Annotated in this window: 21 protein-coding genes; 13 read left to right on the plus strand and 8 right to left on the minus strand. The window is 73.0% G+C overall.

Annotated features, from left to right (window positions below):
- Window positions 1-39: 39 nt before the first annotated feature.
- The 5 genes from ACLBYG_RS12470 (at window position 40) to ACLBYG_RS12490 (ending at window position 5,228) form a co-directional block, all read left to right on the plus strand.
- The gene (locus ACLBYG_RS12470) at window positions 40-1,278 is read left to right on the plus strand and encodes a glycosyltransferase family 4 protein (protein WP_091679479.1); all 1,239 of its coding nucleotides are present in this window, start codon (window positions 40-42) and stop codon (window positions 1,276-1,278) included.
- Between the two features lie 40 nt (window positions 1,279-1,318).
- Window positions 1,319-2,077, plus strand: a complete 759-nt coding sequence (locus ACLBYG_RS12475) for a PIG-L deacetylase family protein (RefSeq protein ID WP_447681653.1) — start codon at window positions 1,319-1,321, stop codon at window positions 2,075-2,077.
- Window positions 2,067-2,696 (plus strand): uracil-DNA glycosylase, encoded by a 630-nt coding sequence (locus tag ACLBYG_RS12480; RefSeq protein WP_447681654.1) that lies wholly within the window; start codon window positions 2,067-2,069, stop codon window positions 2,694-2,696. Before ACLBYG_RS12475 ends, ACLBYG_RS12480 begins: the two co-directional genes overlap by 11 nt.
- A 152-nt stretch (window positions 2,697-2,848) precedes the next feature.
- On the plus strand, window positions 2,849-3,937 hold the full coding sequence (locus tag ACLBYG_RS12485; protein WP_447681655.1) for a lysylphosphatidylglycerol synthase domain-containing protein: 1,089 nt from the start codon (window positions 2,849-2,851) through the stop codon (window positions 3,935-3,937).
- A 19-nt stretch (window positions 3,938-3,956) separates the two neighbouring features.
- On the plus strand, window positions 3,957-5,228 hold the full coding sequence (locus ACLBYG_RS12490) for an ATP-binding protein (protein WP_447681656.1): 1,272 nt from the start codon (window positions 3,957-3,959) through the stop codon (window positions 5,226-5,228).
- Here ACLBYG_RS12490 and ACLBYG_RS12495 read toward each other — a convergent pair.
- Window positions 5,210-5,821: a glutathione S-transferase family protein gene (locus ACLBYG_RS12495; RefSeq protein WP_447681657.1), complete on the minus strand. Its 612-nt coding sequence runs from the start codon at window positions 5,819-5,821 to the stop codon at window positions 5,210-5,212. The two genes, ACLBYG_RS12490 and ACLBYG_RS12495, sit on opposite strands and share 19 nt — an antisense overlap.
- Window positions 5,822-5,995: 174 nt before the next feature.
- On the opposite strand from ACLBYG_RS12495, the gene ACLBYG_RS12500 reads away from it, so the two are divergent.
- The 3 genes from ACLBYG_RS12500 to ACLBYG_RS12510 all read left to right on the plus strand — a co-directional run bounded on the left by ACLBYG_RS12500 (window position 5,996) and on the right by ACLBYG_RS12510 (window position 10,200).
- Window positions 5,996-8,470 (plus strand): heavy metal translocating P-type ATPase, encoded by a 2,475-nt coding sequence (locus ACLBYG_RS12500; RefSeq protein WP_447681658.1) that lies wholly within the window; start codon window positions 5,996-5,998, stop codon window positions 8,468-8,470.
- Window positions 8,467-8,928 (plus strand): Cu(I)-responsive transcriptional regulator, encoded by a 462-nt coding sequence (gene cueR, locus ACLBYG_RS12505; RefSeq protein WP_056526064.1) that lies wholly within the window; start codon window positions 8,467-8,469, stop codon window positions 8,926-8,928. The genes ACLBYG_RS12500 and cueR overlap by 4 nt, the downstream gene beginning before the upstream one ends.
- A 99-nt stretch (window positions 8,929-9,027) precedes the next feature.
- Window positions 9,028-10,200, plus strand: a complete 1,173-nt coding sequence (locus ACLBYG_RS12510) for a M20 aminoacylase family protein (protein ID WP_020092575.1) — start codon at window positions 9,028-9,030, stop codon at window positions 10,198-10,200.
- Window positions 10,201-10,317: 117 nt separating this feature from the next.
- Here ACLBYG_RS12510 and ACLBYG_RS12515 read toward each other — a convergent pair whose 3' ends face one another.
- The gene (locus tag ACLBYG_RS12515) at window positions 10,318-11,718 is read right to left on the minus strand and encodes a leucyl aminopeptidase family protein (RefSeq protein ID WP_447681659.1); all 1,401 of its coding nucleotides are present in this window, start codon (window positions 11,716-11,718) and stop codon (window positions 10,318-10,320) included.
- Window positions 11,719-11,847: 129 nt separating this feature from the next.
- Here ACLBYG_RS12515 and ACLBYG_RS12520 point away from each other — a divergent pair, with 129 nt between their 5' ends.
- From ACLBYG_RS12520 to ACLBYG_RS12540, 5 genes are all read left to right on the plus strand, one after another.
- Complete coding sequence (locus ACLBYG_RS12520; protein WP_447681700.1) at window positions 11,848-12,666, plus strand: hypothetical protein; 819 nt, start codon at window positions 11,848-11,850, stop codon at window positions 12,664-12,666.
- Window positions 12,667-13,102: 436 nt separating this feature from the next.
- Complete coding sequence (acnA, locus tag ACLBYG_RS12525; protein WP_447681660.1) at window positions 13,103-15,802, plus strand: aconitate hydratase AcnA; 2,700 nt, start codon at window positions 13,103-13,105, stop codon at window positions 15,800-15,802.
- 311 nt (window positions 15,803-16,113) lie between these two features.
- Complete coding sequence (locus ACLBYG_RS12530; protein WP_447681661.1) at window positions 16,114-16,800, plus strand: metal ABC transporter permease; 687 nt, start codon at window positions 16,114-16,116, stop codon at window positions 16,798-16,800.
- Between the two features lie 217 nt (window positions 16,801-17,017).
- Window positions 17,018-18,679: an OFA family MFS transporter gene (locus ACLBYG_RS12535; protein ID WP_447681662.1), complete on the plus strand. Its 1,662-nt coding sequence runs from the start codon at window positions 17,018-17,020 to the stop codon at window positions 18,677-18,679.
- A gap of 76 nt (window positions 18,680-18,755) precedes the next feature.
- The gene (locus tag ACLBYG_RS12540; RefSeq protein ID WP_020092569.1) at window positions 18,756-19,673 is read left to right on the plus strand and encodes a LysR family transcriptional regulator; all 918 of its coding nucleotides are present in this window, start codon (window positions 18,756-18,758) and stop codon (window positions 19,671-19,673) included.
- 390 nt (window positions 19,674-20,063) lie between these two features.
- Here ACLBYG_RS12540 and rpmG read toward each other — a convergent pair whose 3' ends face one another.
- The 6 genes from rpmG to ACLBYG_RS12570 form a co-directional block, all read right to left on the minus strand.
- Window positions 20,064-20,231, minus strand: coding sequence for a 50S ribosomal protein L33 (gene rpmG / locus ACLBYG_RS12545; RefSeq protein WP_020092568.1), 168 nt, complete (start codon window positions 20,229-20,231; stop codon window positions 20,064-20,066).
- A gap of 106 nt (window positions 20,232-20,337) precedes the next feature.
- Entirely contained in the window at window positions 20,338-21,468 is a 1,131-nt protein-coding gene (locus ACLBYG_RS12550) for an MFS transporter (protein WP_447681663.1), read from the minus strand.
- A 50-nt stretch (window positions 21,469-21,518) separates the two neighbouring features.
- Window positions 21,519-22,262: an NUDIX hydrolase gene (locus ACLBYG_RS12555; protein ID WP_447681664.1), complete on the minus strand. Its 744-nt coding sequence runs from the start codon at window positions 22,260-22,262 to the stop codon at window positions 21,519-21,521.
- A complete protein-coding gene (locus ACLBYG_RS12560) occupies window positions 22,219-22,683 on the minus strand; it encodes a DUF983 domain-containing protein (RefSeq protein ID WP_447681665.1) in 465 nt (154 codons plus the stop codon). The genes ACLBYG_RS12555 and ACLBYG_RS12560 overlap by 44 nt, the downstream gene beginning before the upstream one ends.
- A 23-nt stretch (window positions 22,684-22,706) precedes the next feature.
- On the minus strand, window positions 22,707-25,028 hold the full coding sequence (gene rnr / locus ACLBYG_RS12565) for a ribonuclease R (RefSeq protein WP_447681666.1): 2,322 nt from the start codon (window positions 25,026-25,028) through the stop codon (window positions 22,707-22,709).
- 137 nt (window positions 25,029-25,165) lie between these two features.
- Window positions 25,166-25,504, minus strand: a complete 339-nt coding sequence (locus tag ACLBYG_RS12570; RefSeq protein ID WP_447681667.1) for a hypothetical protein — start codon at window positions 25,502-25,504, stop codon at window positions 25,166-25,168.
- Window positions 25,505-25,619 lie beyond the last annotated feature (115 nt).

Raw genomic sequence — 25,619 nt, forward strand, 5'->3', positions numbered from 1 at the left:
CCTCGGCGCCTCGCCCGGTCAATGCGAAGGTGCGGCGCGATGAGAATCCTCTTCCTCAGCCGCCGCTATTTCCCGGCGATATCGGGCATGAGCGTCTACGCGCAGAACCTGCTGCGCGAGCTGGTCGGCGCCGGCCACGACGTCACGATGATCTCGCAGTACCGGGGCGACGCCTTCGGCACCCGGGTCTACGGGGGCGGGCCGCCCCCGCCGGTGCCGGGCGTGCGGGTGATCGGCCTGGAGCAGCTCGGCGAGCAGGCGTCGGGCGACTTCGAGCGCGACATCGCCGCGATGGTGGACGCGATCTGCCGCGAGCACGCCCGACAACCCTTCGACATCCTGCACGCGCAATACGGTTACCCGACCGGCTGGGCGGTGCTGCTCGCCGCGCGCGAACTCGGCGTGCCGAGCGTCGTCTCGATCCAGGGCGGCGACGGCCACTGGGTCGGCTCTTGCTGCGAGACCCACCGGGTCGCCATGTGCGAGGTGCTGGCCCACGCCAACGCGCTGCTGATCGGCGGCGCCTCCTTCGTGGACGAGGTCTGCGAGCGGCTCGGGTCGGACCCCGCCCGCTTCACCATCGTGCCCGGCGCGGTCGACACCGACCGGTTCGCGCAGGGCACGCCCGACGGGCTGCCCGCGCCCCATCCGGGCCCGGTGCGGCTGTTCTACCACGGCCGGGTCGACCGCCGGAAAGGCGTCCTCGACTTCATCGAGGCCCTGGCGATCCTGCGCGCGCAGGGCACGCCGTTCGCCGCCACCATCTCGGGGATCGGGCCCGACGTGGATCCGGCCAAGGCGCTCGCCGCCGAGCGCGCCTTCTCGGAGCGGGAGATCGCCTTCACGGGCTACGCCGAGTACGCCACCGTGCCCGACCTCTACCGCCGCGCCGACGTGTTCGTCTCGCCGACCTACGCGGAGGGCTTCTCCAACACGATCCTGGAGGCGCTCGCAGCAGGGCTCGCCACCGTCTCGTGCCACGCGGTCGGCGTCTCGGACTGCCTGCGCGACGGGGAGAACGGGTTGCTGGTGAACCCGGGCGACGTCCCGGCGCTGGCCGCCGCGCTCACCCGGGTCATCGCGGACGCGGATCTGCGCCGCCGCATCGCGACGGCCGGCTTGGAGGAGTGCCGCCGCGTCTACTCGTGGCACGCGGTCGGGCGGCAGATCATGGACGTCTACGCCCGCGTGCGCGGCGAGCGACCGGCCACCGGCTTCTCGCCGGACCTGCCCCACGATCCGACCTGCCGCTTCCGCGCCGAGCCGCACCTGCTCTGAGCGCGGGTCGGAACCCATCGAGACCGTCGCACCCCGGACCATGCCCACCGCGCTCGCCCTCTCGCCCCATCTCGACGACGCGGCCTTCTCGTGCGGCGGCCTCCTGGCAAGCCTCGCGCAAGCTGGCTGGCGCGTTGTGATGGCGACCCTGTTCACCGGCAGCGTCGCCGAGCCGAGGGGCTTCGCGCTCGCCTGCCAGCTGGACAAAGGGCTCGGACCGGAGGTCGACTACATGGCCCTGCGCCGGGACGAGGATGTCCGGGCTGCCGCGGCGCTCGGCATCGCGCCGCCCGTCCACCTGCCGTTCCGGGAGGCGCCGCACCGGGGCTACGGCTCGGCGCCGGAGCTCTTCGCCGACACGCGCGCCGACGACGGCGTCGCGGCCGAGCTGGCACCGGCCATTGCGGGGCTGATCGCCGCGGGGAGTCCCGATCTCCTCCTGGCTCCGCAGGCGATCGGCGGGCACGTCGATCACGTCCAGACCGTGCGGGCGCTGCGCGGCCTCGCGCCGGCGCAGCCGATCCTGTGGTGGCGCGACTTTCCCTACACGGTGCGGGAGGCCGCCCCGAAGGCGCCCCTCGCCGACCTGTTCGCCGACCTCGCCGAGCCGGCGATGCGCCTCGCCCCGGAGGCCCAGACCCGGAAGCGCGCCGCCTGCGCGGCCTATGCCAGCCAGATCGGCTTCCAGTTCGGCGGCGTGGCCGGCCTCGACGCGCGCCTCGCCCGGGAGGAGGGCACCGAGCGCTTCCGCCGGTCGGGTCGCCTCGGCCCCGCGATCCCCGGCCTCGATGCCGGCTGAGCCGCGGGCGCCGAAGGCGTTGGCCGATCCGGAAGCCCTCGCGGCCCGCCGCGCCCTGATCGACAGCCCCCACATCGCACCGATCCGGGCGCTGGCGGCGCGCGTCGCGGCCGAGCGCGGCGCCCCGGTCCCGGCGCCCGACCCCCTGGACGGCGGCGTCGGCGCGCGGATGCTCCTCCTCCTCGAGACCCCCGGCCCGGCGGTCCTGCGCACCGGCTTCGTCACCCGCGACAGCGCGAACGGCACGGCCGCGAACCTGTTCCGCTTCCTCGCCGAGGCCGGGCTCAGCCGGGCCGACACGCTGATCTGGAACGCGGTCCCCTGGCTCATCCACGCCGAGGGCGCCCGCAACCGGGCGCCCCGCCGGGCGGAGGTGGCGGCGGCCGCGCCCTATCTGGCCCCGCTCCTCGACCTGCTGCCGCGCCTCGCCGTGGCGGTGCTGGCCGGCCGCTTCGCCGGCGAGGCCGCGCCCGCCCTCGCGGCGCTCCGCCCCGACCTTCCGGTGATCCGGGTGCCGCACCCGAGCCCGACCTATGTCTGCACCGCGCCGGAGGTGCCGGAGCGGATCCGGCGCGGCCTCGCGGAAGCGGCCGCGATCCTCGATCGGACCTCCAGCTGAGGATAGATCGCCCGTCACAGGCCTGCCTTCCCTGGCCTTGCGCCCCGGTTCGGCCTACATGCGGGGCAACGGGCCGCGGTCCGGGAGATTCCGGCACGGGCTGACGGCCTTCGGGCCGGGCCGCGCAGCCGGAAGGGCGGACGCCGATCGGCATGAATTTTCAGGGACAGCACCGGAGCCCGGCCGAGCCGGTCGAGCCGGTCCAGCACGATGCCGAAGCGGGCTCGAAGCGGAAGAGCCGGCGCAGCCGCTATGCCTGGATCGGCACGGCGGCCAGCATCGTGCTGTTCGCCGTCTCCCTCGGCGTCCTGTGGAAGCTCGTGCAGAGCGTCAGCTGGGCGGAGGTGCGCAGCGCCATCGCGGCGGCGACCGCCGAGCAGCTCGGGCTCGCCTTCCTGTTCGTCGGCATCAGCTACCTGTTCCTGACCGGCTACGACGCGCTGGCCCTGCGCCAGCTCAAGATCAAGGTGCCGTACCGGATCACCGCGCTCGCCTCCTTCACGAGCTACGCGGTGAGTTTCACTCTCGGCTTCCCACTGCTCACCGCCGGGACGATCCGCTACTGGATCTACGCCCGGCAGGGGCTCTCGACGGCCAAGATCGCCGCGCTCACCGTCATCGCCGGCTTCACCTTCTGGCTCGGCATGGGCGTGGTGCTGGGCCTGAGCCTGATCATCGAGGCCGGCCAGCTCGCCGGCCTCGCCTTCACGTCGATCCGGATCAACCAGGGCGTCGGCCTCGCGGCGCTCGCCCTGGTGCTCGGCTACCTCGCCTGGGTCTCGGCCAAGAAGCGCAGCATCACCGTCAAGCAGTGGCGCCTGGAGCTGCCGGGCGCCTCGGTCTCCATCGGCCAGATGATCGTCGGGATCGGCGACGTCTGCGCGGCGGCGGCGGTGCTCTACGTCTTGCTGCCGCAGGAGACGACGCTCGGCTTCACCACCTTCCTGGCGATCTACGTGCTCGCCGCCATGCTGGGGATCGCGTCGAACGCGCCGGGCGGGATCGGGGTGTTCGAGGCGACGATCCTGCTCGCCCTGTCGAGCCTGCCGCGCAACGAGGTGCTGACCTCGCTGCTGCTGTTCCGGGGCTGCTACTACGTCGTGCCGTTCGTGACCGCCCTGGCGATGCTCGGGCTGTACGAGATCGTCAAGCGCGCGGGCGGCGCCCGCGATCCTGGGCCTCCGGAGGGCACGGCCGGCCCGTCCGGCCGGGCGTGGCACGACGAGTCTGAGCACCGCTGAGCGGCCGGCCGCGCCCGCCATGTCCGGCCGCCTGCGTAGCTCCCCCGCCTGGACCGGCGCCGCGATCGCCGCGGGCCTGCTCGGGCTCGCCACCGCCCTGGCCGGGCGGCTCGATCTCCCGCTGATCCTGATCGGCCTCGCGGCGGTCTGCCTGGGCGGATGGCTCGGCGGGCGCGGCCGCGAGGCGCCCGTGCCGCGCCCGGCCACCACCACGCCGCGCCACGCCGTCGCCGAGGCGCTTCTCGCCCACGTGCCGGACCCGGTCATCCTGGTCGACCGGCGCACCCTGGTGCTGGAGGCCAATCCCGCCGCCCGGGCGCTCCTGCCGGCCCTCCACCAGGCCCGGCCGCTGTCCTTCGCGCTCCGCGACCCGGAGGTCCTCGACGGCATCGAGGCGGTGCTGAGTTCAGGCCTCCCGCGCCGCGTCGCGCTATCGACCCGGGTGCCGCTGGAGCGGACCTTCGATGTCCAGATCGGCGCCCTGCCGATGCCCGACGGGTCCGGCGTCAGCGCGCTGCTGTTCCTGCGCGACCTCACCGCGGCCCGGCGCTTGGAGGCGATGCGGGTCGACTTCGTCGCCAACGCCAGCCACGAGCTGCGCACGCCGCTCGCTACCCTGATCGGCTTCATCGAGACCCTGCAGGGGCCGGCCCGCGACGACGCGCAAGCCCGGGAGCGCTTCCTGGAGATCATGCGCGTCCAGGCCCTGCGGATGACGCGGCTGATCGACGACCTGCTGTCGCTGTCGCGGATCGAGCTGCGCGAGCACGTCGCCCCCACCGCGGTGGTCGATCTTGGGGCGCTCGCCCGCCAGATGGTCGACGCCCAGGGCCCGCCCGCCGAGGCGCGGGGCGCCACGATCCGGCTGGAGGAGGGTGCGGGCCCCTACGCGGTCCCCGGCGACGCCGACGAGCTGGCGCGGGTGATCGAGAACCTGATCGAGAACGCCGTGAAGTACGGCGGCGGCCGGATCAGCGTCGGGCTCGCCCGCGAGGACGACCCGCGCCTCGGGCGCCGCGTCGTCCTGTCGGTGGCCGATGACGGGCCGGGCATCCCGCCCGAGCACATCCCGCGGCTGACGGAGCGCTTCTACCGGGTCGACGTCACCTCGAGTCGCGCCCGCGGCGGCACCGGGCTGGGGCTCGCCATCGTCAAGCACAGCCTCAACCGCCACCGCGGCCGCCTCGCCATCGAGAGCGCGGCCGGCGAGGGGACGACCGTGCGGGTCAGCCTGCCCGAGTACGGCGCCGCGCCGCCTCGGTTCGCGGCCGATCAGGCCGGCCCGGTATAGGGGCCGATCCCGAGCCCGGTCTCGACCCGCCCGACCCAGGCGCGGATCGCCGGGTAATCCGTCAGGTCGAAGCCCCCCTCGTGGGCCATGCGCGTGTAGGCGACGAGCGCCACGTCGGCGAGGGTCAGGGTCTCGCCCGCCATGAAGGCCGAGCGCCCGAGGGTGTCCTCCATCAGCCGCAGGGCGTCGGCGCCGCGCTCCGCGAGCTTCGGGTCGAGATCCTCGGGCGCCCGCTTGAGGTAGTGGAGCTGGTAGCGGCGGACCGCGATGTAGGGCTCGTGGCTGTACTGCTCCCAGAACATCCACTGCAGCATCCGGGCGCGGGGCAGGGCCTCCGCGGGGACCAGCGCGGAGCCCTCGGCGAGGTAGACGATGATCGCGTTCGATTCCGACAGCACGGTGCCGTCGGGCAGGACGACGATCGGCACGCGGCCGGCGGGGTTCAGGGCGAGGAACTCGGGCCGGCGCGTCCCGCCGCCCGGGACGTCGACGTCGCGCCAGACCGCCGGGATGCCGAGATGCGCCGCGACCCATTTGACCTTGAGGCAGTTCCCGGAACCCGGGTCGCCGTAGATCGTCAGCGGCTCACTCATCTGTTTCCCCGTCGCTCCGGTGGGCGGCGACCTTGGCCGGACGGGCGCGATTCGACAACGGCCGCGGCCCGCATCGATCGGCCTGATCCGGAGCCTCGCCCGCGAACCCTTGACCTTCCCATCATGGGAAGCTCCATCTGACCGGGCATGGATGCTTCCAACCGGACCACCGCCATGTCGAGATCCGTCGCCCTGACCCTCCCCGTCGAGGGCATGTCCTGCGCCTCCTGCGTCGGCCGCGTCGAGCGCGCCCTCGCGGCGCTGCCAGGCGCCCGTGACGTGGCGGTGAACCTCGCCACCCACCGCGCCAGCCTCGTCCTCGACGGGGCGACGAGCCCGGGCGACGTCGCGACGGCGCTCGCGGATGCCGGCTACCCCGTCCCAGAGACGCAGAGCCTGCTGGCCGTGGACGGGATGTCCTGCGCGAGCTGCGTCGGCCGCGTCGAGCGGGCGCTGGCCGCCGTGCCGGGGGTGACCGGCGCCAGCGTCAACCTCGCCGCCGGCCGGGCCGCGATCCGCCATCCCGAGGGGGTGGTGCCGATGGACGCGCTGGTGGCGGCCGTGGAGACGGCCGGCTACGAGGCCCGGCCGGTCGAGGCCGGCCACCCGGTCGACCCTTCCGCCCGTCAGGCGGAAGAGGGGCGCGCCCTGCGCCGCGATCTGATTGTCGCCGCCCTGCTGTCGGTTCCCGTCGTGGTCCTCGACATGGGCGGCCACCTCCTGCCCGCGCTGCACGGAGGCCCCGTGACGGCCCTGGTCCAGGCCGCGCTGGCCACCCTGGTCCTCGCCGGCCCGGGGCGGCGCTTCTTCCTGCGCGGCGTTCCGGGCCTGCTGCGCGGCCATCCCGACATGAACGCCCTGGTCGCCCTCGGGGCCAGCGCCGCCTACCTGTACTCGCTGGTCTCGACCCTGGCTCCGCACCTCCTGCCGGCCGGGGCGGCGCACCTCTACTTCGAGGCGAGCGTCCTGATCGTCACGCTGATCCTGCTCGGCCGGACGCTGGAGGCCGGCGCCAAGGGGCGCACAGGCCAGGCGATCGCGCGGCTGATGGACCTGACGCCGAAGACCGCCCGGGTCGTCCGCGACGGCGCGGAGACCGAGGTTCCCCTCGACGCCCTGCGCCTCGGCGACGTCGTCCGGGTGCGTCCGGGCGAACGGGTGGCGGCGGACGGCGCCGTGGTCTCCGGCACCAGCCACGTCGACGAGAGCATGGTGACGGGCGAGCCGGCGCCGGTGCGCAAGGTCCCGGGCGATTCCGTAATCGGCGGGACGCTCAACGGCCGCGGCAGCCTCGACCTGCGGGTCGAGGCCGTGGGGGGCGCCACCGTGGTGGCGCAGATCGCCGCCATGGTGGAGCGCGCCCAGGGCGGCAAGCTGCCGATCCAGGCGCTGGTCGATCGCGTCACCGGTCGGTTCGTCCCGGCGGTGATCGGCATCGCCGCGGTGACCTTCCTGGCCTGGCTGGCGCTGGCGCCGGCCCCGGCGCTGGGTCCGGCCCTGGTCAACGCCGTCGCGGTGCTGATCATCGCCTGCCCCTGCGCCATGGGACTGGCGACGCCGACCGCCATCATGGTCGGCACCGGGCGCGCGGCGGCGCGCGGCGTGCTGTTCCGCGACGGCGCCGCACTGCAGGGCCTGCGCGACGTGCGGGTGGTGGCCCTCGACAAGACCGGCACCCTGACCGAGGGCCGCCCCCGGCTCACCGAGATCGTCCCGGCCGCGGGCGTCGCGGAGGACGCGGTTCTGGCCCTCGCCGCCGCGCTGGAGACCCGCTCCGAGCATCCGCTGGCCGGCGCCGTCGTGGCGGCGGCCCGCGAGCGCGGCCTCGACCTGCCGGAACCGGACAGCTTCGAGGCGGTGGCGGGCTTCGGGATCGCCGGACGGGTCGCGGGCCGGGCCGTGGCCGTCGGCGCGCCGCGCTACCTGGAGCGCCTCGGCGTCGCCCTCGACCCGGATCTCGCTGCCCGGGCCGAGGCGCTGGCGGGCGCGGGACGGAGCCCGATTCACCTCGTGCTCGACGACCGCCACGCCGCGATCCTGGCGGTGGCCGATCCCGTGAAAGCTGGCGCCCGCGCGGCGGTCGCGGCCCTGAAGGCGCGCGGCCTCACGGTGGCGATGGTCACGGGCGACGATCCCGTCACCGCCGCCGGCGTGGCGCGGAGCCTCGGCATCGACGCCGTGGCCGCCGGGGTGCTGCCCGGCGGGAAGGTCGAGGCGGTCCAGCGGTTCCGGGCGGAACACGGGCCGGTGGCCTTCGTGGGCGACGGCATCAACGACGCGCCGGCGCTGGCCGAGGCCGATGTCGGACTGGCGATCGGCACCGGCACCGACATCGCCGTCGAGAGCGCCGACGTGGTGCTGATGTCGGGCGATCTGGAGGCCCTGGTCGAGGCCCTGGCGCTGTCGCGGGCGGTGATGGCCAACATCCGCCAGAACCTGTTCTGGGCCTTCGCCTACAACGCCGCGCTGATCCCGGTGGCGGCCGGCGTGCTGGTGCCGTTCGGCGGCCCGGCCCTGTCGCCGATCCTGGCCGCGGGCGCCATGGCCTTCTCGAGCGTGTTCGTCCTGGGCAACGCCCTGCGGCTGCGCCGGGCCGGCGGGCGTCCCGCGGCGGCCGAGGGGCCGGCGCTGGCCGCGAGGCCGGCATGAGCGCGGCGACCCTCACGATCGGCGAGGCGGCGCGCCGGACCGGCGTCTCGGCCAAGATGATCCGCTGGTACGAGGCGACCGGCCTGCTGCCGCCGGCCGCCCGGTCCGAATCCGGCTACCGCCACTACGGCGAGGCGGACCTGCACACGCTGCGCTTCATCCGCCGCGCCCGCGACCTCGGCTTCAGCGTGGACGCGATCGCGGATCTCCTGGCGCTCTGGCGCGACCGCGCCCGGCCGAGCGCCGGGGTGAAGGCGATCGCGCAGGAGCAGATCGCCGATCTGCGCCGCCGCATCGCCGAGATGGAGGGCATGGCCCGGACGCTGGAGCACTTGGCGGAGGCCTGCTGCGGCGACGCGCGGCCGGACTGCCCGATCCTGGACGACCTCGCCGCGGGCGACCATCCACCCGCGCCGCGGCGGCGCGGGCGCGGGATCACGGGGCGGGGTGCGGCGTGAGCGGGGCGCCGCGGATACCGAGCTTGGCCGTTGACGGCGGCTCTGGCCCCGGCTTTGCTGGTCCGGCCCACCCGCCAAGGCCACGAGAGCCCCGCCCCGATGCCCGTCCTCGAACGGATCCGCGCCTTCGCCGACACGATGACGGCGTGGCGGCACGACCTGCACGCCCATCCCGAGCTGCTCTACGACGTCGACCGCACCGCCGGCTTCGTCGCCGAGACGCTGCGGTCCTTCGGCTGTGACGAGGTCGTCACCGGCATCGGTCGGACCGGGGTGGTGGGCGTCATCCGCGGCCGGGGACGCAGCTCCAACCGTGCCATCGGCCTGCGCGCCGACATGGACGCCCTGCCGATCCAAGAGGTGCGCGACCTGCCCTACCGCTCCACCGTGCCGGGCAAGATGCACGCTTGCGGCCACGACGGTCACACGACCATGCTCCTCGGCGCCGCCAAGTACCTCGCCGAGACCCGGGATTTCGACGGGGCGGCCGTGCTGATCTTCCAGCCCGCCGAGGAGGGTGGCGGCGGCGGCGAGGCGATGGTCGACGACGGAATGATGGAGCGGTTCGGGGTCGAGTCGGTCTACGGGATGCACAACATCCCCGGCATGGCGGTCGGCACCTTCGCGATCCGGCCGGGGCCGATCATGGCCTCGACCGATCGCTTCACGATCACGATCGAGGGACGGGGCGGCCATGCGGCCCTGCCGCAGAACGCCGTCGACAGCGTGCTCGTGTCGAGCCACGTGATCATCGCCCTGCAGAGCATCGTGTCGCGCAACCTCGACCCGGTGCAGTCGGCCGTGGTCTCGGTCTGCGCGCTGGAGGCCGGCGAGGCCTTCAATGTCCTGCCGCAGACCGTCACCATGCGCGGCACCATGCGCACGCTGTCCCAGGCCGTGCGCGGCGAGATCAAGGCGCGGATCGAGACCCTGGTGGCCGAGATCGCCGGCGGCTTCGGCGCGCGGGGCGGGGTCGCGTACGGGGCGAGCTACCCGGTGACCGAGAACCATCCCGCCGAGACCGATTTCATGGCCGGCGTCGCCGAGGCCCTGGTGGGTGAGGAGAACGTCGACCGGACGGTGGCGCCGATGATGACCGCCGAGGACTTCTCCTACATGCTCGCCCGCCGTCCCGGCGCCTACATGTTCATCGGCAACGGCGACAGCGCCTCGCTCCACCACCCGCACTACGATTTCAACGACGCGGCCGCGCCGTACGGGGCTTCCCTGTGGGCGCGCCTGATCGAGACCGGGCTGCCGCGCACCGCCTGAGCGTGCCCCCAGCCGCACCGTCATCGCGCGCGCAGCGAAGCGACCCAGGGCTGCGCGACATCTGTCAGCGGGGCGCCGACTGGATCGCTTCGCCGCGCTCGCGACGACGGGAGGCGATCAGCCGCCGTAGCGGGCCTTGAGCAGCGCGTAGGTCAGCCGCGCCGTCTGGACCTCGCCGCCCTCCGGCCGGCCGGGCTTGGCGGAGGGGTTCCAGCCGTAGAGGTCGAAATGGCCGTGCGCCTTCGTGTTGGGCGCGAAGCGCCGCAGGAACAGGGCCGCGGTGATCGCGCCCGCGAACGGTCCGCCCGACACGTTGTTGAGGTCGGCCACCTTGGAATCGAGCAGGCTCGCGTAGGGCGCGTGCAGCGGCATGCGCCAGACCGGGTCGATCGCCGCCCAGCCGGCCCGCGCCACCGCCTCGGCCAGCGCGTCGTCCTCCGTGAAGAAGGCCGGCAGGTCCGGCCCGAGGGCCACCCGGGCCGCGCCGGTCAGGGTCGAGAAGTCGAGGATCAGGTCGGGGGAATCCGCGTCCGCGAGGGCGAGCGCGTCGGCGAGGATCAGCCGGCCCTCCGCGTCGGTGTTGCCGATCTCGACGCTGAGCCCGGCCCGGCTCGGCAGCACGTCGCCGGGGCGGAAGGCGTTGCCCGCGACCGCGTTCTCCACCGCGGGGATCAGCAGGCGCAGGCGCAGGTTCAGGCCCGCGCCCATGACCATGTCGGCGGCGGCCAGCGCCGCGGCGGCGCCGCCCATGTCCTTCTTCATCAGCAGCATCGCGGCCGACGGCTTCAGGTCGAGGCCGCCGGTGTCGAAGGCGACGCCCTTGCCGACCAGAGTCACGCGCGGCGCGTCCGCCGGCCCCCAGGTCAGGTCGATCAGCCGCGGGGCCCGGGGCGACGCGGCGCCGACCGCGTGGATCAGCGGGTACCCCTCGGCGAGGGCCGCGCCTTCCGTGACGGCGACGGAGGCGCCGTGGCGCGCGGCCACCGCCCGGGCGGCCGCCTCGATCTCGGCGGGCCCGAGATCGTTGGCCGGCGTGTTGACGAGATCCCGGCCCAGCGCCACCGCGGCGGCGACCCGCTCCACCTCGGCCGCGTCGATGCCGGCGGGCGCCGCGAGCCGGGCCTTCGTGCCGCCGCCGGACCGGTAGCGGCCGAAGCGGTAGCTCCCCATCAGCCAGGCGAGGGCGGCCTCGGCCGGCTCGGGGGCGTTGTCCAGGCGGAAGGTCCCCTCCGGCAGCAGCCCCGGCAGCTTGCCGGCGAGGAGCCTGTCGTAGGCCGCGGCCTCCGGATCGCCGAGGCCGAACAGGACCCGCGCGAGGCCGCCGTCCGGGCCGGGCAGGAGCGCGAGGCTGCCCGCCTTCGGCTTGAAGCCGATGGCCCTGGCGAAGCTCCGCTGGGCGGGCTCCAGGCCGGACTCGACCGCCGCCCAGCCCCCGGTGGTGACCAGCGTCACCGGTACGGCCTGGGTGTCGCCGGGCAGGAGCCCGCGGGTCGTCGCCGGAATCTCGGCCTGGGTCATGTGCCTCTCGCGTGCCGCCCGGACCGGCGGCTTAACCGGTGATTAGGGTTAACGCTCTATCACCGGCCGGCCGGGAGCGTGAAGCGCGTGCCATCGCGTCCGGTCCCGATGCCGGCGGAGCGCACCATGATGACGGCCCTGTTCCGGGTCACCCGATCCCAAGCACGCCCCGGACGCCGCGCCGCCCTCGCGGCCGCCGTCGTCGCGCTGGGCCTGGCCGGCTGCAACACCCGCTCGCCCGAGACGACCGGGTCGATCGGCCCCCTCGGCGGGCCGTCCGCGGCCGCCGCGGCGCCCTCGCGGCAGGACATCGACCGGCTGGCCGAGCGCTACAACGCCGACCCCGCCGACGGGCGCACGGCGATGGCCTACGCCCGCGCCCTGCGGGCCACCGACCAGATCGGCCAGGCCTCGGCGGTGCTGCAGCAGGCCGCCCTGCGCAACCCGCGCGACCAGGCCCTGCTCGGTGCCTACGGAAAGTCGCTGGTCGAGGCGGGCCGCTTCCGCGAGGCGATCGACGTGCTCTCCAACGCGCACACGCCCGCCAATCCCGACTGGCGCATCCTGTCGGCGCAGGGCTCGGCCTCCGCCCAGCTCGGCGAGCAGGCCCGCGCCCAGGGCTTCTACGAGGCCGCCCTCAAGATCCGCCCGAACGAGCCCTCGCTCCTGTCCAATCTCGGCCTGTCCTACGCGCTGTCGCGCAACCTCGATCAGGCCGAGCAGACCCTGCGCCTCGCCGCCGACCAGCCCGGCGCCGACGCGCGGGTGCGGGCCAACCTCGCCATGGTGCTCGGCCTCAAGGGCCACTTCGCCGATGCCGAGGCCGTCCTGCGCCGCGACATGAGCGCCGAGGAGGCGGCCACGAACGTCGCGTCCCTGCGCAGGCTCGCGGCCCAGCCGAATCGATCGAAGGCCCTGTCCGTCGCGGGCGTGCCCGGGCAAGGGTAGGGCGCCCGCGCCACGCGACTCCCGCCCTTCTGCGGGCTCGCGGACGTACGCAGCAGCACCGGCAACAGCCGTGCGGCTCTCCGCTCCCGCTTGGGAGAGGGGGCCTGTCGCGCTCGGCCGCCACCGTCGATGCCCGCTGGAGATGCGCGAGTCGCGCAGGCCTCCGCGGCGCGCGCCCAGTCGCCGCCACGGTCCCCGACAGGAAAACGCACCTGTCATGACGACCCGGTAGCGGCCAGATTCGAAAAGTTCTATATCCCTCCGCGGCTGCGCCGCGCGGCATCACGGGCGTCCAAATCGCCCCCGCGCATCGTCCTGCCCGGGCACTCCCGGGGCGGCGCGCGCCCGTCGGGCGCTACACAGGCCGAACACGGATCTCGTAGCGCAGGTCTTGCCTGCGCGTGTTCGACAACCCGCAGCGAGGATAGAACCAGCCGTGCCCTCACTCGACAGCTTCAAGGCCCGCCAGACGCTCGAAGCCGGCGGCAAGACCTACACCTACTATTCCATTCCCGCGGCCGAGAAGAACGGCCTCGCCTCGGCGGCCGCGCTGCCCTTCTCCATGAAGGTGATCCTGGAGAACCTGCTCCGGTACGAGGACGACCGCTCAGTCAAGAAGGCCGACATCGAGGCCGCCGTCGCCTGGCTCGACCAGAAGGGCAAGGCCGAGGTCGAGATCGCGTTCCGCCCCTCCCGCGTGCTGATGCAGGACTTCACCGGCGTCCCGGCGGTGGTCGACCTCGCCGCCATGCGCGACGCCATGGTGGCGCTCGGCGGCGATCCGCAGAAGATCAACCCGCTGGTGCCGGTCGATCTCGTCATCGACCACTCGGTGATCGTCGATGAGTTCGGCACCCCGAAGGCGCTCGCCGACAACGTCGCCCTGGAATACGAGCGCAACGGCGAGCGCTACACCTTCCTGAAGTGGGGCCAGTCGGCCTTCGACAACTTCTCGGTGGTCCCCCCGGGCACCGGCATCTGCCACCAGGTGAATCTGGAATACCTGTCGCAGACCGTCTGGACCAAGTCCGAGAACGGCTCCGACGTGGCCTATCCCGATTCGCTGGTCGGCACCGATTCGCACACCACCATGGTCAACGGCATGGCGGTGCTGGGCTGGGGCGTCGGCGGCATCGAGGCCGAGGCGGCCATGCTCGGCCAGCCGCTGTCGATGCTGATCCCCGAGGTCGTGGGCTTCAAGCTGTCGGGCAAGCTGCCCGAGGGCACCACCGCCACCGACCTCGTGCTCACCGTCACCCAGATGCTGCGCAAGAAGGGCGTGGTCGGCAAGTTCGTGGAATTCTACGGCCCCGGCCTCGACGACATGGCGGTCGCCGACCGGGCCACGATCTCCAACATGGCCCCTGAGTACGGCGCGACCTGCGGCTTCTTCCCGGTCGACCAGAAGACCATCGACTTCCTGAAGGTCACCGGCCGCTCCGACGACCGGATCGCCCTGGTCGAGGCCTACGCGAAGGCGCAGGGCATGTGGCGCGACGCCCAGACCCCCGACCCGGTCTTCACCGACACGCTGGAACTCGACATGGGCCAGGTCCGGCCCTCGCTCGCCGGCCCGAAGCGCCCGCAGGACCGCGTGCTGCTCGACGGCGCCAAGTCCGGCTTCGCGTCCTCGATGGAGACGGAGTTCAAGAAGGCCGCCGACCTCGCGCGCCGCTACCCGGTCGAGGGCACCAACTTCGACATCGGGCACGGTGACGTGGTGATCGCCGCGATCACGAGCTGCACCAACACGTCGAACCCCTCGGTGATGATCGGCGCGGGCCTGCTGGCCCGCAACGCCGTCGCCAAGGGCCTGCGCTCCAAGCCGTGGGTGAAGACCTCGCTCGCGCCCGGATCGCAGGTGGTCGGCGAGTACCTGGAGAAGTCCGGCCTGCAGGAGCCGCTCGACGCGCTCGGCTTCAACCTCGTGGGCTTCGGCTGCACGACCTGCATCGGCAATTCCGGCCCGCTGCCGGAGGCGATCTCGAAGGCGATCAACGACAACGACGTCGTCGCCGCGGCGGTGCTCTCGGGCAACCGCAACTTCGAGGGCCGCGTGAACCCCGACGTGCGGGCGAACTACCTCGCCTCGCCGCCGCTGGTCGTCGCCTACGCGCTCGCCGGCTCGATGCAGATCGACATCACCACGGAGCCGCTCGGCCAGGGCTCCGACGGCAAGCCGGTCTACCTCAAGGACATCTGGCCGTCCTCGGCCGAGGTGCAGCAGTTCATCGAGGAGAACATCACCTCGGCGCTGTTCAAGTCCCGCTACGCCGACGTGTTCGGCGGCGACCAGAACTGGAAGGACGTCGAGGTCACCGAGGCCGAGACCTTCGCGTGGAACCCCGGCTCCACCTACGTGCAGAACCCGCCCTACTTCGTCGGCATGGAGAAGACCCCCAAGCCCGTCGAGGACATCGAGGGTGCGCGCATCCTCGGCTTGTTCCTCGACTCGATCACCACCGACCACATCTCGCCGGCGGGCAACATCCGCGCGGCCTCGCCGGCCGGCGAGTACCTGCAGTCGCACCAGGTGCGCGTGCAGGACTTCAACCAGTACGGCACGCGGCGCGGCAACCACGAGGTGATGATGCGGGGCACCTTCGCCAACATCCGCATCAAGAACCAGATGGTGAAGGACGCCTCCGGCGGCGTGGTCGAGGGCGGGTGGACGCACTTCCAGCCGTCCGGCGAGAAGATGTTCATCTACGACGCGGCGATGAAGTACGCCGAACAGGGCACGCCGCTCGTGATCTTCGCCGGCAAGGAGTACGGCACCGGCTCGTCGCGCGACTGGGCGGCGAAGGGCACGAAGCTGCTCGGCGTCCGCGCCGTGGTGGCCGAGAGCTTCGAGCGCATCCACCGCTCGAACCTCGTCGGGATGGGCGTGGTGCCGCTGGTCTTCCAGGGCGACACGAGCTGGCAGTCGCTGGGCCTGAAGGGTGACGAGACCGTCACCATCAAGGGCCTCGCCGGCGAGCTGAAGCCCCGCCAGACGCTCACCGCGGAGATCAAGTCCGCCGACGGCTCGGTGAAGCAGGTCCCGCTGACCTGCCGCATCGATACGCTCGACGAGCTCGAGTACTTCCGCAACGGCGGCATCCTGCCCTACGTGCTGCGCTCGCTCGCGGCGTGAGCCTTCGGAGGGCAGCGTCCCCGCTGCCCGCGCGGTAATCAGGCGGCGCCCACCGGGTGCCGCCTGACTCGTTTTCGGTCGGTGCCGTCGTCCGACGCGCCACCCCGTCATCGCGAGCGCAGCGAAGTGATCCAGGGCAACGCGACGGAGGAAGTCCTTGCGCCGGCTGGATTGCTTCGCTCCGCTCGCAAAGACGGTGGTGACTGACAACCTCGCTTCTGTCGCCGAGCAGGTCGTTTCGCTTGCGCGCAACCTTGTTTCGCGCGCGGGCCGCCCCATAACCCGGCTCCTGAAGCCAGGATGGGACCCCGATGAAGCACCTCAGTAAGACACTCGTCGCCGCCGGCCTGACGGCCCTGCTGTCGAGTGCGGCCTTCGCCGCGCAGGTCGAGCGCGTCCGCGGGACCGTCGACAAGGCCGACGGCGGCACGGTCACGATCAAGACCGACGACGGCAAGACCGAGACCGTCGACGTGAGCGGCGCCAAGTTCGCCTGGGTTGTCCCGTCCAGCCTCGACGCGATCAAGGACGGTGTCTTCATCGGCACCGCCACCAAGGGCGAGAACCCGATGACCGCCCTCGAGGTCGTGCTCTTCCCCGAATCGATGCGCGGCACGGGCGAGGGCCATTACGGCTGGGATGCGATCACCGACCACACCGCGGGCGCCGGCGCCAAGGTGAAGAGCGCGATGACCAACGGCACCGTGAAGGCCGAGTCGTCGAACGCCCCGAAGGTGAAGAGCGCGATGACGAACGGCACCGTGAAGGCCGACAAGGCGGCCTCGGGCGGCGAGCGCACGCTGACGGTGAGCTACGGCAAGGACGGCTCCAAGGAGATCGTGGTGCCGGCCTCGGCGCCGATCGTGGCCTTCGAGCCCGCCGACAAGGCGATCCTGACGCCCGGCTCCAAGGTCTTCGCCGTGGTCGCCAAGGACGGCAGCAAGGCCGAGGGCAAGCTCGTGGCGGTCGGCAAGGACGGCCTGACCCCGCCCATGTGAGGGCGGCAGCCGCTGCGGGCGCCGGACAGACCGGCGCCCGCAGCGGCGGTCCATACGGCCTCCGGACGGCGCGTTGACGAGGAATCCGCATACAGTCGGCGCCGGACTGGATTAAAATCGACGTCTCAGCGTGTCGCGCGCTGGCACCCTGCACACAAATCGCGCATCGTCCGCCGCCGCGAGGCCCGCCAACGAGGCCGCGGCGGAGGAGTCCATCATGGGTGCTGGAGTGGCAGGCGCGATCGCGCCTGAGGGAACGCCGAGTCTGTTGTCGCGCGAGCGGATCGTCGCCAAGCCGGGCTTCAACCGGTGGCTGGTGCCGCCGGCGGCGCTGGCGATCCATCTCTGCATCGGGATGGCCTACGGCCTGTCGGTGTTCTGGCTGCCGCTGACCCGGGCGCTCTCCGTGGGCAAGCCGGCGCCCGCCGCCTGCCCCGACATGGGCGTGATGACGGCCCTGTTCACCACCACCTGCGACTGGCGGGTCAGCGACCTCGTCACGGTCTTCTCCATCGGCATCGTCGTGCTCGGTCTCTCGGCTGCCCTGTTCGGCGGCTGGCTGGAGCGGGCCGGACCGCGCAAGGCCGGCATCGCGGCGGCCCTCTGCTGGGGCGGCGGCTTCCTGATCGGCGCCTTCGGCGTCTACATCCACCAGCTCTGGCTGGTCTGGCTCGGCATGGGCCTGATCGGCGGCATCGGCCTCGGGCTCGGCTACATCTCGCCGGTCTCGACCCTGATCAAGTGGTTCCCGGACCGGCGCGGCATGGCGACCGGCATGGCGATCATGGGCTTCGGCGGCGGCGCGATGATCGGCTCGCCCCTGGCCGACAGCCTGATCAAGAGCTTCCGGACCGCCGATTCGGCCGGCGTCTGGCAGACCCTCGCGGTGATGGGCGTGGGGTACATCCTGTTCATGCTGGGCGGGGCGTTCGGCTACCGGGTGCCGCCGGCCGGCTGGCGCCCGGACGGCTGGACCAGCCTGGCCGCCAAGAACGCCATGATCGCTTCGGGGCACGTCCACCTGCGCGACGCCCACAAGACCGTCCAGTTCTGGATGATCTGGCTCGTCCTGTTCCTCAACGTGTCGGCCGGCATCGGCGTGCTGGCGCTGGCCTCGCCGATGCTCCAGGAGATCTTCGGCGGCGAGCTGATCGGCCTGCCCGGCACCGGCTTCTCGGCCCTCGACGCCGGCCAGAAGGCGCAGGTCGCGGCCATCGCGGCCGGCTTCGTCGGCCTGCTCTCACTCTTCAACATCCTGGGCCGGTTCTTCTGGGCCTCGATGTCGGACCGCATCGGGCGGAAGGTCACCTACGCGATCTTCTTCGCCCTGGGCGGCCTCCTGTACGCGGCCGCGCCCTGGGCCGCCGGCATCGGCTCGCAGGCGCTGTTCGTCGCTATCTTCTGCGTGATCCTGTCCATGTACGGCGGCGGCTTCGCGACCGTGCCGGCCTATCTCGCCGACGTGTTCGGCACGCAGTTCGTGGGCGCCATCCACGGGCGCCTGCTCACCGCCTGGTCGATGGCCGGCATCGTCGGGCCCTTCGTCATCACCAAGATCCGCGAGGCGCAGGTCGCCGCGGGCGTGCAGGGGGCCGATCTCTACGGCCGGACCATGTACGTGCTGGCGAGCTTCCTGGCGGTCGGCTTCCTCTGCAACCTGCTCGTCCGGCCCCTGGCGCAACGCTGGTTCATGTCCGATTCCGAGCGGGCCTCCCTGGACGTCCGCGCCGGCGCCACGGCCTCGGGGCCGTCCGGCTCCTTCGGGATCGGCCGTGGCGGCTTCAGCGCGGGGGCCGCGCTGGCCTGGGCGGTGGTCGGCATCCCGATCGTCTGGGGCATCGGCATCACCCTGTCGAAGGCGTTCATCCTGTTCCGCTGAGCGGGCACGCTCGGTTGTGGCGGGCTCGGCGGGCCGCTAGGTTTCCGGCGCCTCGCCGTGCCGGGATGCCTTCGTCGTGATCGACAAGCTGGACTTCCTGCTCGCGCTCGCCCGCGAGCAGCATTTCGGGCACGCCGCCGAAGCCTGCGGCGTGACCCAGCAGACCCTCTCGGCCGGCGTGAAGCAGCTGGAGAATCGCTTCGGCGTGCAGCTCGTGCTGCGCGGCTCCCGCTTCCAGGGCTTCACCCCCGAGGGCGAGCGGGTCCTCGAATGGGCGCGGCGCATCGTGGCCGACGCGCGGGCCATGCACGAGGAGGTCACGGGCCTGCGCCGGGGCCTGACCGGCCATCTCCGCATCGCCGCGATCCCCACGGCGCTGCCGATGATCGTGAACCTCACGACGCCCTACCGCGAGCGGCACCCGGACGTGCGGCTGACGGTCGAATCGGCCACCTCCGCCGACATCTTCTCGCTGATCGAGAACCTGGAGGCGGATGCGGGCCTGACCTACCTCGACAACGAGCCCCTCGGGCGGGTGATCTCCGTCCCGCTCTACCGGGAGCGCTACCGCCTCGTGACGGCGATCGGCGGGCCCTTCGAGGGTCGCACCAGCGTCACCTGGGCCGAGACCAGCCGCCTGCCCCTCTGCCTGCTCACGCCGAACATGCAGAACCGGCGGATCATCGACCAGCAGATCCGCGAGGCGGGTGCGGATCCCGCCGCGACCCTCGAGTCGAACTCGATGATCGTGCTGCTGACCCACGTGCGCACCCTGCGCTGGGCCTCGATCATGCCGGAGATCCTAGTCGACGCCTTGGGCCCCATGGAGGGCGTGCGCACGATCCCGATCACCGCACCCGACCTGGAGCACACGATCGGCCTCGTCGCCCCGCGGCGCGAGCCGTCCACGCCGATGGTGACGGCGCTCGTGGCTATCGCGCGGTCCCTGGCACGGACGCTCGATCCGGATCTGGCCGCGCCGGGCCCTTCCTGAGCGGTCGGCTCCGGGCGCGGGCCGGAACGCGGCGTTCCGCGAGCAAGCCGCGGGTCGCCCGGAGCGCGTACACCGGCAGCGTCAGGACGCGCCAGAGCGCGAGGATTGCCGCGGTGATGAGAATCGCCAGCAGGATCCGCTGCATCGAACCCGCCCTCCAACCGCCGAGCTGGCCGAGAACGCGGGCCGGTGATCGGCCGGCGGGTCGGGCAGCGTCCGGGACGAGCGACGGTTAACGAGTCGTGCTGGCGCCGGGCTGTCGGCCGGTCAGGTCGCGGTTCGGGAGATCCCGGCGACGCCGTGCGCGGGAACGCGCCGGGCAAGGAAAAAGCCGCCCCGTCTCCGGAGCGGCTTCCCGTGGGCGGTCAGGCCGCGAAGCGGCCCGCGGCCTTACTTGATCTTGGTTTCCTTGAAATCGACGTGCTTGCGCGCGACCGGGTCGTACTTGCGCATCGTCAGCTTCTCGGTCTGCGTGCGGGAGTTCTTCTTGGTGACGTAGAAATAGCCCGTGTCGGCGGTGGAGACGAGCTTGATCTTGACGGTGACGGCCTTGGCCATGGCGCGGCGCTCCTGCAGGGTGCGGCATTCCGCGTGAGCGAAACGCAAATGGCCGGGAGGGCCCGGCCGAATACGGGCGGGTGAATGCCCGATCGGGCCCGGCAGGTCAAGAGCGGACGCGCCGGCGCTCCGTCGCGGCGAGCCAGCCGGCGAAGGCCAGGAACAGGGCGAACAGCGCCAGCGCGAACCCGTTCGGCGGCACGAGGTCGAGCCCGCCGCCGATCACCGGCGGCCCCAGCATCAACCCGACATTGTAGAGCACCACGAAGGCCGCGTTGGCGCCCGCGAGATCGTTCGGCGGCGTGCGGTCGCCCAGCATCGCGAGGCCGACCGTGTAGAGGGTCCCGGCGATGCCGCCCCAGACGAGGAGCAGCGCGCCGAACGCCGCCGGATGGCCGGCCGCGAGGGGGATCAGGGCCGAGCCCGCCGCCCCCGCGAGGCCCGCGCCGAGGAGCACCGCGCCCCGGTCGAGGCGGTCGGCGAGCCAGCCGAACGGGATCTGGAACAGCACGTTGCCCAGCGCGATCAGGCTGACGAGGCCGGCCGCCCCTTGCGCGTCGTAGCCGAGGCGCAGGCCGTAGAGCGGTAGGATGGCGAAGATGCCGGTCTCCACCGCCCCGTAGGCCAGGGCCGCCGCCAGGGCGCCGGGGGCGAGCCGGACGTAGCCGAGGATGCCGCGGCCGGAGCCCGTCTCGATCGTCGGCGACAGCCCGCGGGCCAGGGCGATGGGCAGGCCGCCGGCCAGCATGAGGGCGGCCCCCGTCGCGTAGGGCGCCAGCCCCTCGGTCCCGACCAGGGCCAGCAGCAGCGGACCGACTGCGAAGCCCGTCGCCAGGACGGTCGCGTAGATGCCCATCACCAAGCCGCGCCGCTCCGGCGGGGCGGCGGCGTTGATCCAGTACTCGGAGAGGACGAACAGCGCCCCGAGCGTCGCCGAGAACACGAAGCGCAGGGGGAACCACAGGGCGATGCCCGGCAGCAGCGGGAACAGCGCGAGGCTGATCGCCCCGACGAGGAGCGCCAGTCCGAGCAGGGGGGCGACGCCGACCCGCGCGGCGAGGCGCGGCACGAACGGCACCGTGCAGATGCTGGCGATGCCCGCCACCGCGGTGTTGAGCCCGATCAGCGTGCTCGACGCGCCGCGCCGCTCCATCTCGATCGAGAGGAGCGGGATCGACAGGCTGAGGCCGATGCCGACGACGGTGACGCAGGTCACGGCCGCCGAGATCGCCGCCACGTCCTCCGAACTGATCCCCCGCCGCCCGTCCTGCAATCCGTCCGGACCGCTCACAAGGCCACCCGTTCGCGCCGCCCGTAGCGCTCGTAGTGGAAGGGGATCATGCGGTAGGGCGCGAAATCGGCGGCGATCTGCGCCTCCAGCTCGTCGAGGATCGCGCGGGTGATGAAGGGGAGGTCGAGCTTGCGGGCCGCGTCGAGCCGGACCCAGGCGAGTTCGGTGAACTCGGCGTCGGCCTCGACCCGTCCCGGCTCCTCGGCCGCCACCATCCGGCGGTCGACGGTGAAGAAGCGCGTGTCGAAGCGGCGCACGCGCTTCGGCGGGGTGATCGCGCGGGCGACGAGGTGCAGCGCCTCGAGGTCGGGCAGGACGCCGTGCCGGGCGAACCCCTCCCAGCCCGCCGGGACGTCCTCGGGCGCACCGTGCTCGGTCGTGCCGAGGAGCAGACCGGTCTCCTCGTAGGTCTCGCGGATCGCGGCGAGCGCCAGCGCCCGGCCGAGATGGTGCGGGGGCCGGGACACCTGCCGGGTCAGCGCCGCCTCGGCGTAGTCCGGGAGCGCCCCGGCCACCGGCATGTGGCGGTCGCCGAGTTCGATCCGGCCGCCCGGGAAGACGAACTTGCCCGGCATGAAGGCGAGGTTCGGGTTGCGCCGGCCCATCAGGACCTTCGGGCCGCCCCGTCCGCGCCGGTCGATCACGATCATGGTCGCGGCGTCGCGCGGCCGCAGGCGCGCCGCGGCGGGCTTCCGCTCAGGAGCTGTGACGATCGGGGGCTCCCGCTGCGGCTCCGGCAAGGCGCGTCTCCTCAAGCCCCGCTGCGGGGCGGCTCCGCGGTAGCGTGGCGAAGCCGTGCATGCCAAGGGCGTATTGCAGCCCGACGACGGCGCCCTTCACGGGCTGGAGCAGGGCCAGCGCGAAGACGAGGGTGAAGACCGGCCAGACGCCCATCTCGACCCAGAGCGGCACCTCGTAGGCGCTCTCGGTCTCCAGGATCAGGTAGCCGACGATGTGGGCGACGATGAAGATCACCACGTAGGGCGGCAGGTCGTCGGCCCGGTGATGGTGCAGCTCCAGGCCGCAGACGTCGCATTCCGGCCGCACCTTGAGGAAGCGGCCGAAGATCCGGCCCTGGCCGCAATGCGGGCAGCGGCCGACGAAGCCCCGGGCCATCGCGGGGATCAGGCGGGTGCGCTCGGGAATCGCGTCGGCGGCCATCCCCTGCCTGTACACCGCCCGGGTCAGCGGCGCGAGCCGCGGTGGCGCGACCCGGTGTTGCGGATGCCGGCGGGGCGGCCGGGCGGCGCGGCCTTGAAGGGCCGCCCGCCGGACTTCTTCCCCGGCCCCGCGGACCGGGCGCCGGAACGGGTCCGGCCCTCGCTGAGCAGCTCGAACCTCAGCGCCCCGGCCACCGGCGCGGCCTCCACGAGCCGCACCTCGACCCGGTCGCCGAGGCGGAACGTCTCCCCGGTGCGCTCGCCGACCAGGGCGTGGCGGCCCTCCTCGTGGCGGAAATAGTCGGCGCCGAGCTGCGAGACCGGCACGAAGCCGTCCGCGCCGGTCTCGTCGAGCTTGATGAACAGGCCGGCCCGGGTGACGCCGGCGATCTGGCCCGCGAAGGTCGCGCCGACCTGGTCGGCGAGGTGGTGGGCGATGAGGCGGTCGATCGTCTCGCGCTCGGCCGCCATGGCGCGGCGCTCGGCCGCCGAGATCTGCTCGCCGAACTGCGCCAGCTCGCCGAGGGAGACGTCGCTCGCGAGCCCGTCCGAGCCGAGCCGGCAGGCGGTGATCAGCGCCCGGTGCACGATCAGGTCGGCGTAGCGCCGGATCGGCGAGGTGAAATGCGCGTAGCGGCGCAGGTTCAGGCCGAAATGCCCGAGATTCTCGGGCGCGTAGACGGCCTGGGCCTGGCTGCGCAGGATCACCTCGTTGAGGAACACCCCGTGCTCGGTTTCGGCCGCGGTGGCGAGGATCCGGTTGAACAGGGCGGGGCGCAGCGCCCCCTCCTTGGGCAGCTTGATGCCGACCGAGGCCAGGACCTCGCCGAGCGCCCGCATCTTCTCCAGGGCGGGCTCGTCGTGGACGCGGTAGATCAGGGGCTGTCGGGCCTGCTCCAGGGTCTCGGCGGCGGCGACGTTCGCCTGGATCATGAACTCCTCGATCAGCCGGTGGGCGTCGAGGCGCTCCGGCACGATCACCCGGTCGACCGCGCCCTCGGGGCTCAGGAGAACCTTGCGCTCGGGCAGGTCGAGGGCCAGCGGCCCGCGGCGGTCGCGGGCCGCGCGCAGGGCCGCGTAGGCCGCCCAGAGGGGGCGGAGCGCCGTCTCCAGCAGCGGCCCGGTCGCGTCGTCCGGCCGCCCGTCGATGGCGGCCTGCGCCTGCGCGTAGGCGAGCTTGGCGCGGGAGCGCATCATCACCCGATGGAAGGCGTGGCGGCGCTTCTCGCCGTCGGCGGCGATGACCATGCGCACCGCCAGCGCCGGCCGGTCCTCCCCCTCGCGGAGCGAGCAGAGGTCGTTCGAGATCCGCTCGGGCAGCATCGGCACGACCCGGTCGGGGAAGTAGACCGAGTTGCCCCGCTCCAGCGCCTCCCGGTCGAGGCTGGAGCCCGGCCGGACATAGGCGGCCACGTCCGCGATGGCGACGGTGAGGATGAAGCCGCCGGGGTTGGCCGGGTCGGGATCGGCCTCGGCCATGACGGCGTCGTCGTGGTCTTTGGCGTCCGGCGGGTCGATGGTCAGGAGGGGCCGGTCGCGCCAGTCCTCGCGGCCCTTCAGGGTGGCGGGCTTGGCGGAATCGGCCTCCGCCAGGGTCGCGTCGGCGAAGACGTGCGGGATGTTGTGGAGGTGCAGGGCGATTAGGCTCACCGCCTTCTCGGAACCGAGCGAGCCGAGCCGCTCCCGCACACGCCCCTTCGGCAGGCCGAACCGGGTCTCGCGCTCCAGCGAGACGCTGACGAGGTCGCCGTCGCGGGCCTGCCCTTCCTCGCCGGGCGGGATCAGGATCTCGCGGCCCTGCGCCCGCTTCTCCACCGGCACGATCCGGCCGCCCTGCGCGCCGGCCCGGTAGACACCGATGATCTCGGCCTTGTTCTTCCCGATGACCTTGACGACCCGGCCGGTGTAGCCGCCCTCCGCGTCGCGCTCGACCCGGATCAGGGCGCGGTCGCCGATGCCCGGGGCCGGGCGGTTGCCCTTGCGGGGGCCGCGCGGCTGGGTCAGCACGATGGCGGGCGGCTTGCCGGTGCCGGTCCACTCCACCGGGATCGCCAGGAAATCGCCGTGGCGGTCGCGGGATCGGATATCGGCCAGCACGACCGGCGGCAGGTGGCCCGCCGGGGCGAGGCCGCCGCGGCCGCGGTCGAGGGCGCCGTCCTCCTCGATCTCCTTGAGGACGCGCTTGAGGTCGATCTTGGCGGCCCCCTTGATGCCGAAGGCCTTGGCGATCTCCCGCTTGCCGACGCGCTCCTTCGACTCGGCCACGAAGGCGAGGATCTGCTCACGGGTGGGGAAGGGCTGCGGAGCGGCGGGCTCGGCCGCCGGGGCGGTGGTGCGTCGTGCCAAAAGGGGGGTGCCGGAGAGTTCTGCGATAGACGGGACCCGCGTGCGGGCGCGGGACCGAGGCGTCGGTCCTGTGAGGCTAACATGGGTGTCCGGCCCGCGCGCGGCAACGCCGTGCCGGCACTCCTCAACAGGCGCGATCAGCCGGTCGAGGCGCCCTTGCGGATGCGCGCCACGGCCTGATCCACGTCGAGGTCGGGTGCGAGGAGCTCGTCCAGGGTGAAGGGGCAGGCGCGCGGCAGGGTCAGGTTCACCCGTCCCTCCAGCGGCGCGAGTTCCGGGCTCTCCGCCGCCTGGACGGCGAGCGTCCAGGCGCCGTCCATCCGCAGGCTCTCGGGCTCGGGCGGATCGCCCGCGAGGGCGGCGAGCCTGGCGCGGCCGGCCGCGCGGCAGGCGTCGCTCAGGCCGTCGTCCGAGAGGAGGGCGGCCTTGATCAGCTCGGCCAGGGCATCCCTGACCCGTTCGAGGCTCGCGTTCATGGGCATCCGTTCCGGAGATTGCGGGAGGTCGCAGGAGGTCGCGGGTGCGTGGCAAGCCGGATGCCAGCGCGCGCCGTCCCGTCGCCGATGGTCTCCCGCGATCCGCCGGGTGTAG

The sequence above is a fragment of the Methylobacterium sp. D53M genome, from assembly GCF_053345625.1.

Excerpts from the sequence above, each read along its gene's own strand:
- ACLBYG_RS12530 (WP_447681661.1), top strand. The coding sequence starts at position 16,114 with ATGAAGCACCTCAGTAAGACACTCGTCGCCGCCGGCCTGACGGCCCTG.
- rpmG (WP_020092568.1), bottom strand. The coding sequence starts at position 20,231 with ATGGCCAAGGCCGTCACCGTCAAGATCAAGCTCGTCTCCACCGCCGAC.
- ACLBYG_RS12560 (WP_447681665.1), bottom strand. The coding sequence starts at position 22,683 with ATGGCCGCCGACGCGATTCCCGAGCGCACCCGCCTGATCCCCGCGATG.
- ACLBYG_RS12475 (WP_447681653.1), top strand. The coding sequence starts at position 1,319 with ATGCCCACCGCGCTCGCCCTCTCGCCCCATCTCGACGACGCGGCCTTC.
- ACLBYG_RS12470 (WP_091679479.1), top strand. The coding sequence starts at position 40 with ATGAGAATCCTCTTCCTCAGCCGCCGCTATTTCCCGGCGATATCGGGC.
- ACLBYG_RS12570 (WP_447681667.1), bottom strand. The coding sequence starts at position 25,504 with ATGAACGCGAGCCTCGAACGGGTCAGGGATGCCCTGGCCGAGCTGATC.
- ACLBYG_RS12480 (WP_447681654.1), top strand. The coding sequence starts at position 2,067 with ATGCCGGCTGAGCCGCGGGCGCCGAAGGCGTTGGCCGATCCGGAAGCC.
- cueR (WP_056526064.1), top strand. The coding sequence starts at position 8,467 with ATGAGCGCGGCGACCCTCACGATCGGCGAGGCGGCGCGCCGGACCGGC.
- ACLBYG_RS12500 (WP_447681658.1), top strand. The coding sequence starts at position 5,996 with ATGTCGAGATCCGTCGCCCTGACCCTCCCCGTCGAGGGCATGTCCTGC.
- ACLBYG_RS12520 (WP_447681700.1), top strand. The coding sequence starts at position 11,848 with ATGACGGCCCTGTTCCGGGTCACCCGATCCCAAGCACGCCCCGGACGC.
- ACLBYG_RS12510 (WP_020092575.1), top strand. The coding sequence starts at position 9,028 with ATGCCCGTCCTCGAACGGATCCGCGCCTTCGCCGACACGATGACGGCG.
- ACLBYG_RS12485 (WP_447681655.1), top strand. The coding sequence starts at position 2,849 with ATGAATTTTCAGGGACAGCACCGGAGCCCGGCCGAGCCGGTCGAGCCG.
- ACLBYG_RS12495 (WP_447681657.1), bottom strand. The coding sequence starts at position 5,821 with ATGAGTGAGCCGCTGACGATCTACGGCGACCCGGGTTCCGGGAACTGC.
- ACLBYG_RS12535 (WP_447681662.1), top strand. The coding sequence starts at position 17,018 with ATGGGTGCTGGAGTGGCAGGCGCGATCGCGCCTGAGGGAACGCCGAGT.
- ACLBYG_RS12490 (WP_447681656.1), top strand. The coding sequence starts at position 3,957 with ATGTCCGGCCGCCTGCGTAGCTCCCCCGCCTGGACCGGCGCCGCGATC.
- ACLBYG_RS12515 (WP_447681659.1), bottom strand. The coding sequence starts at position 11,718 with ATGACCCAGGCCGAGATTCCGGCGACGACCCGCGGGCTCCTGCCCGGC.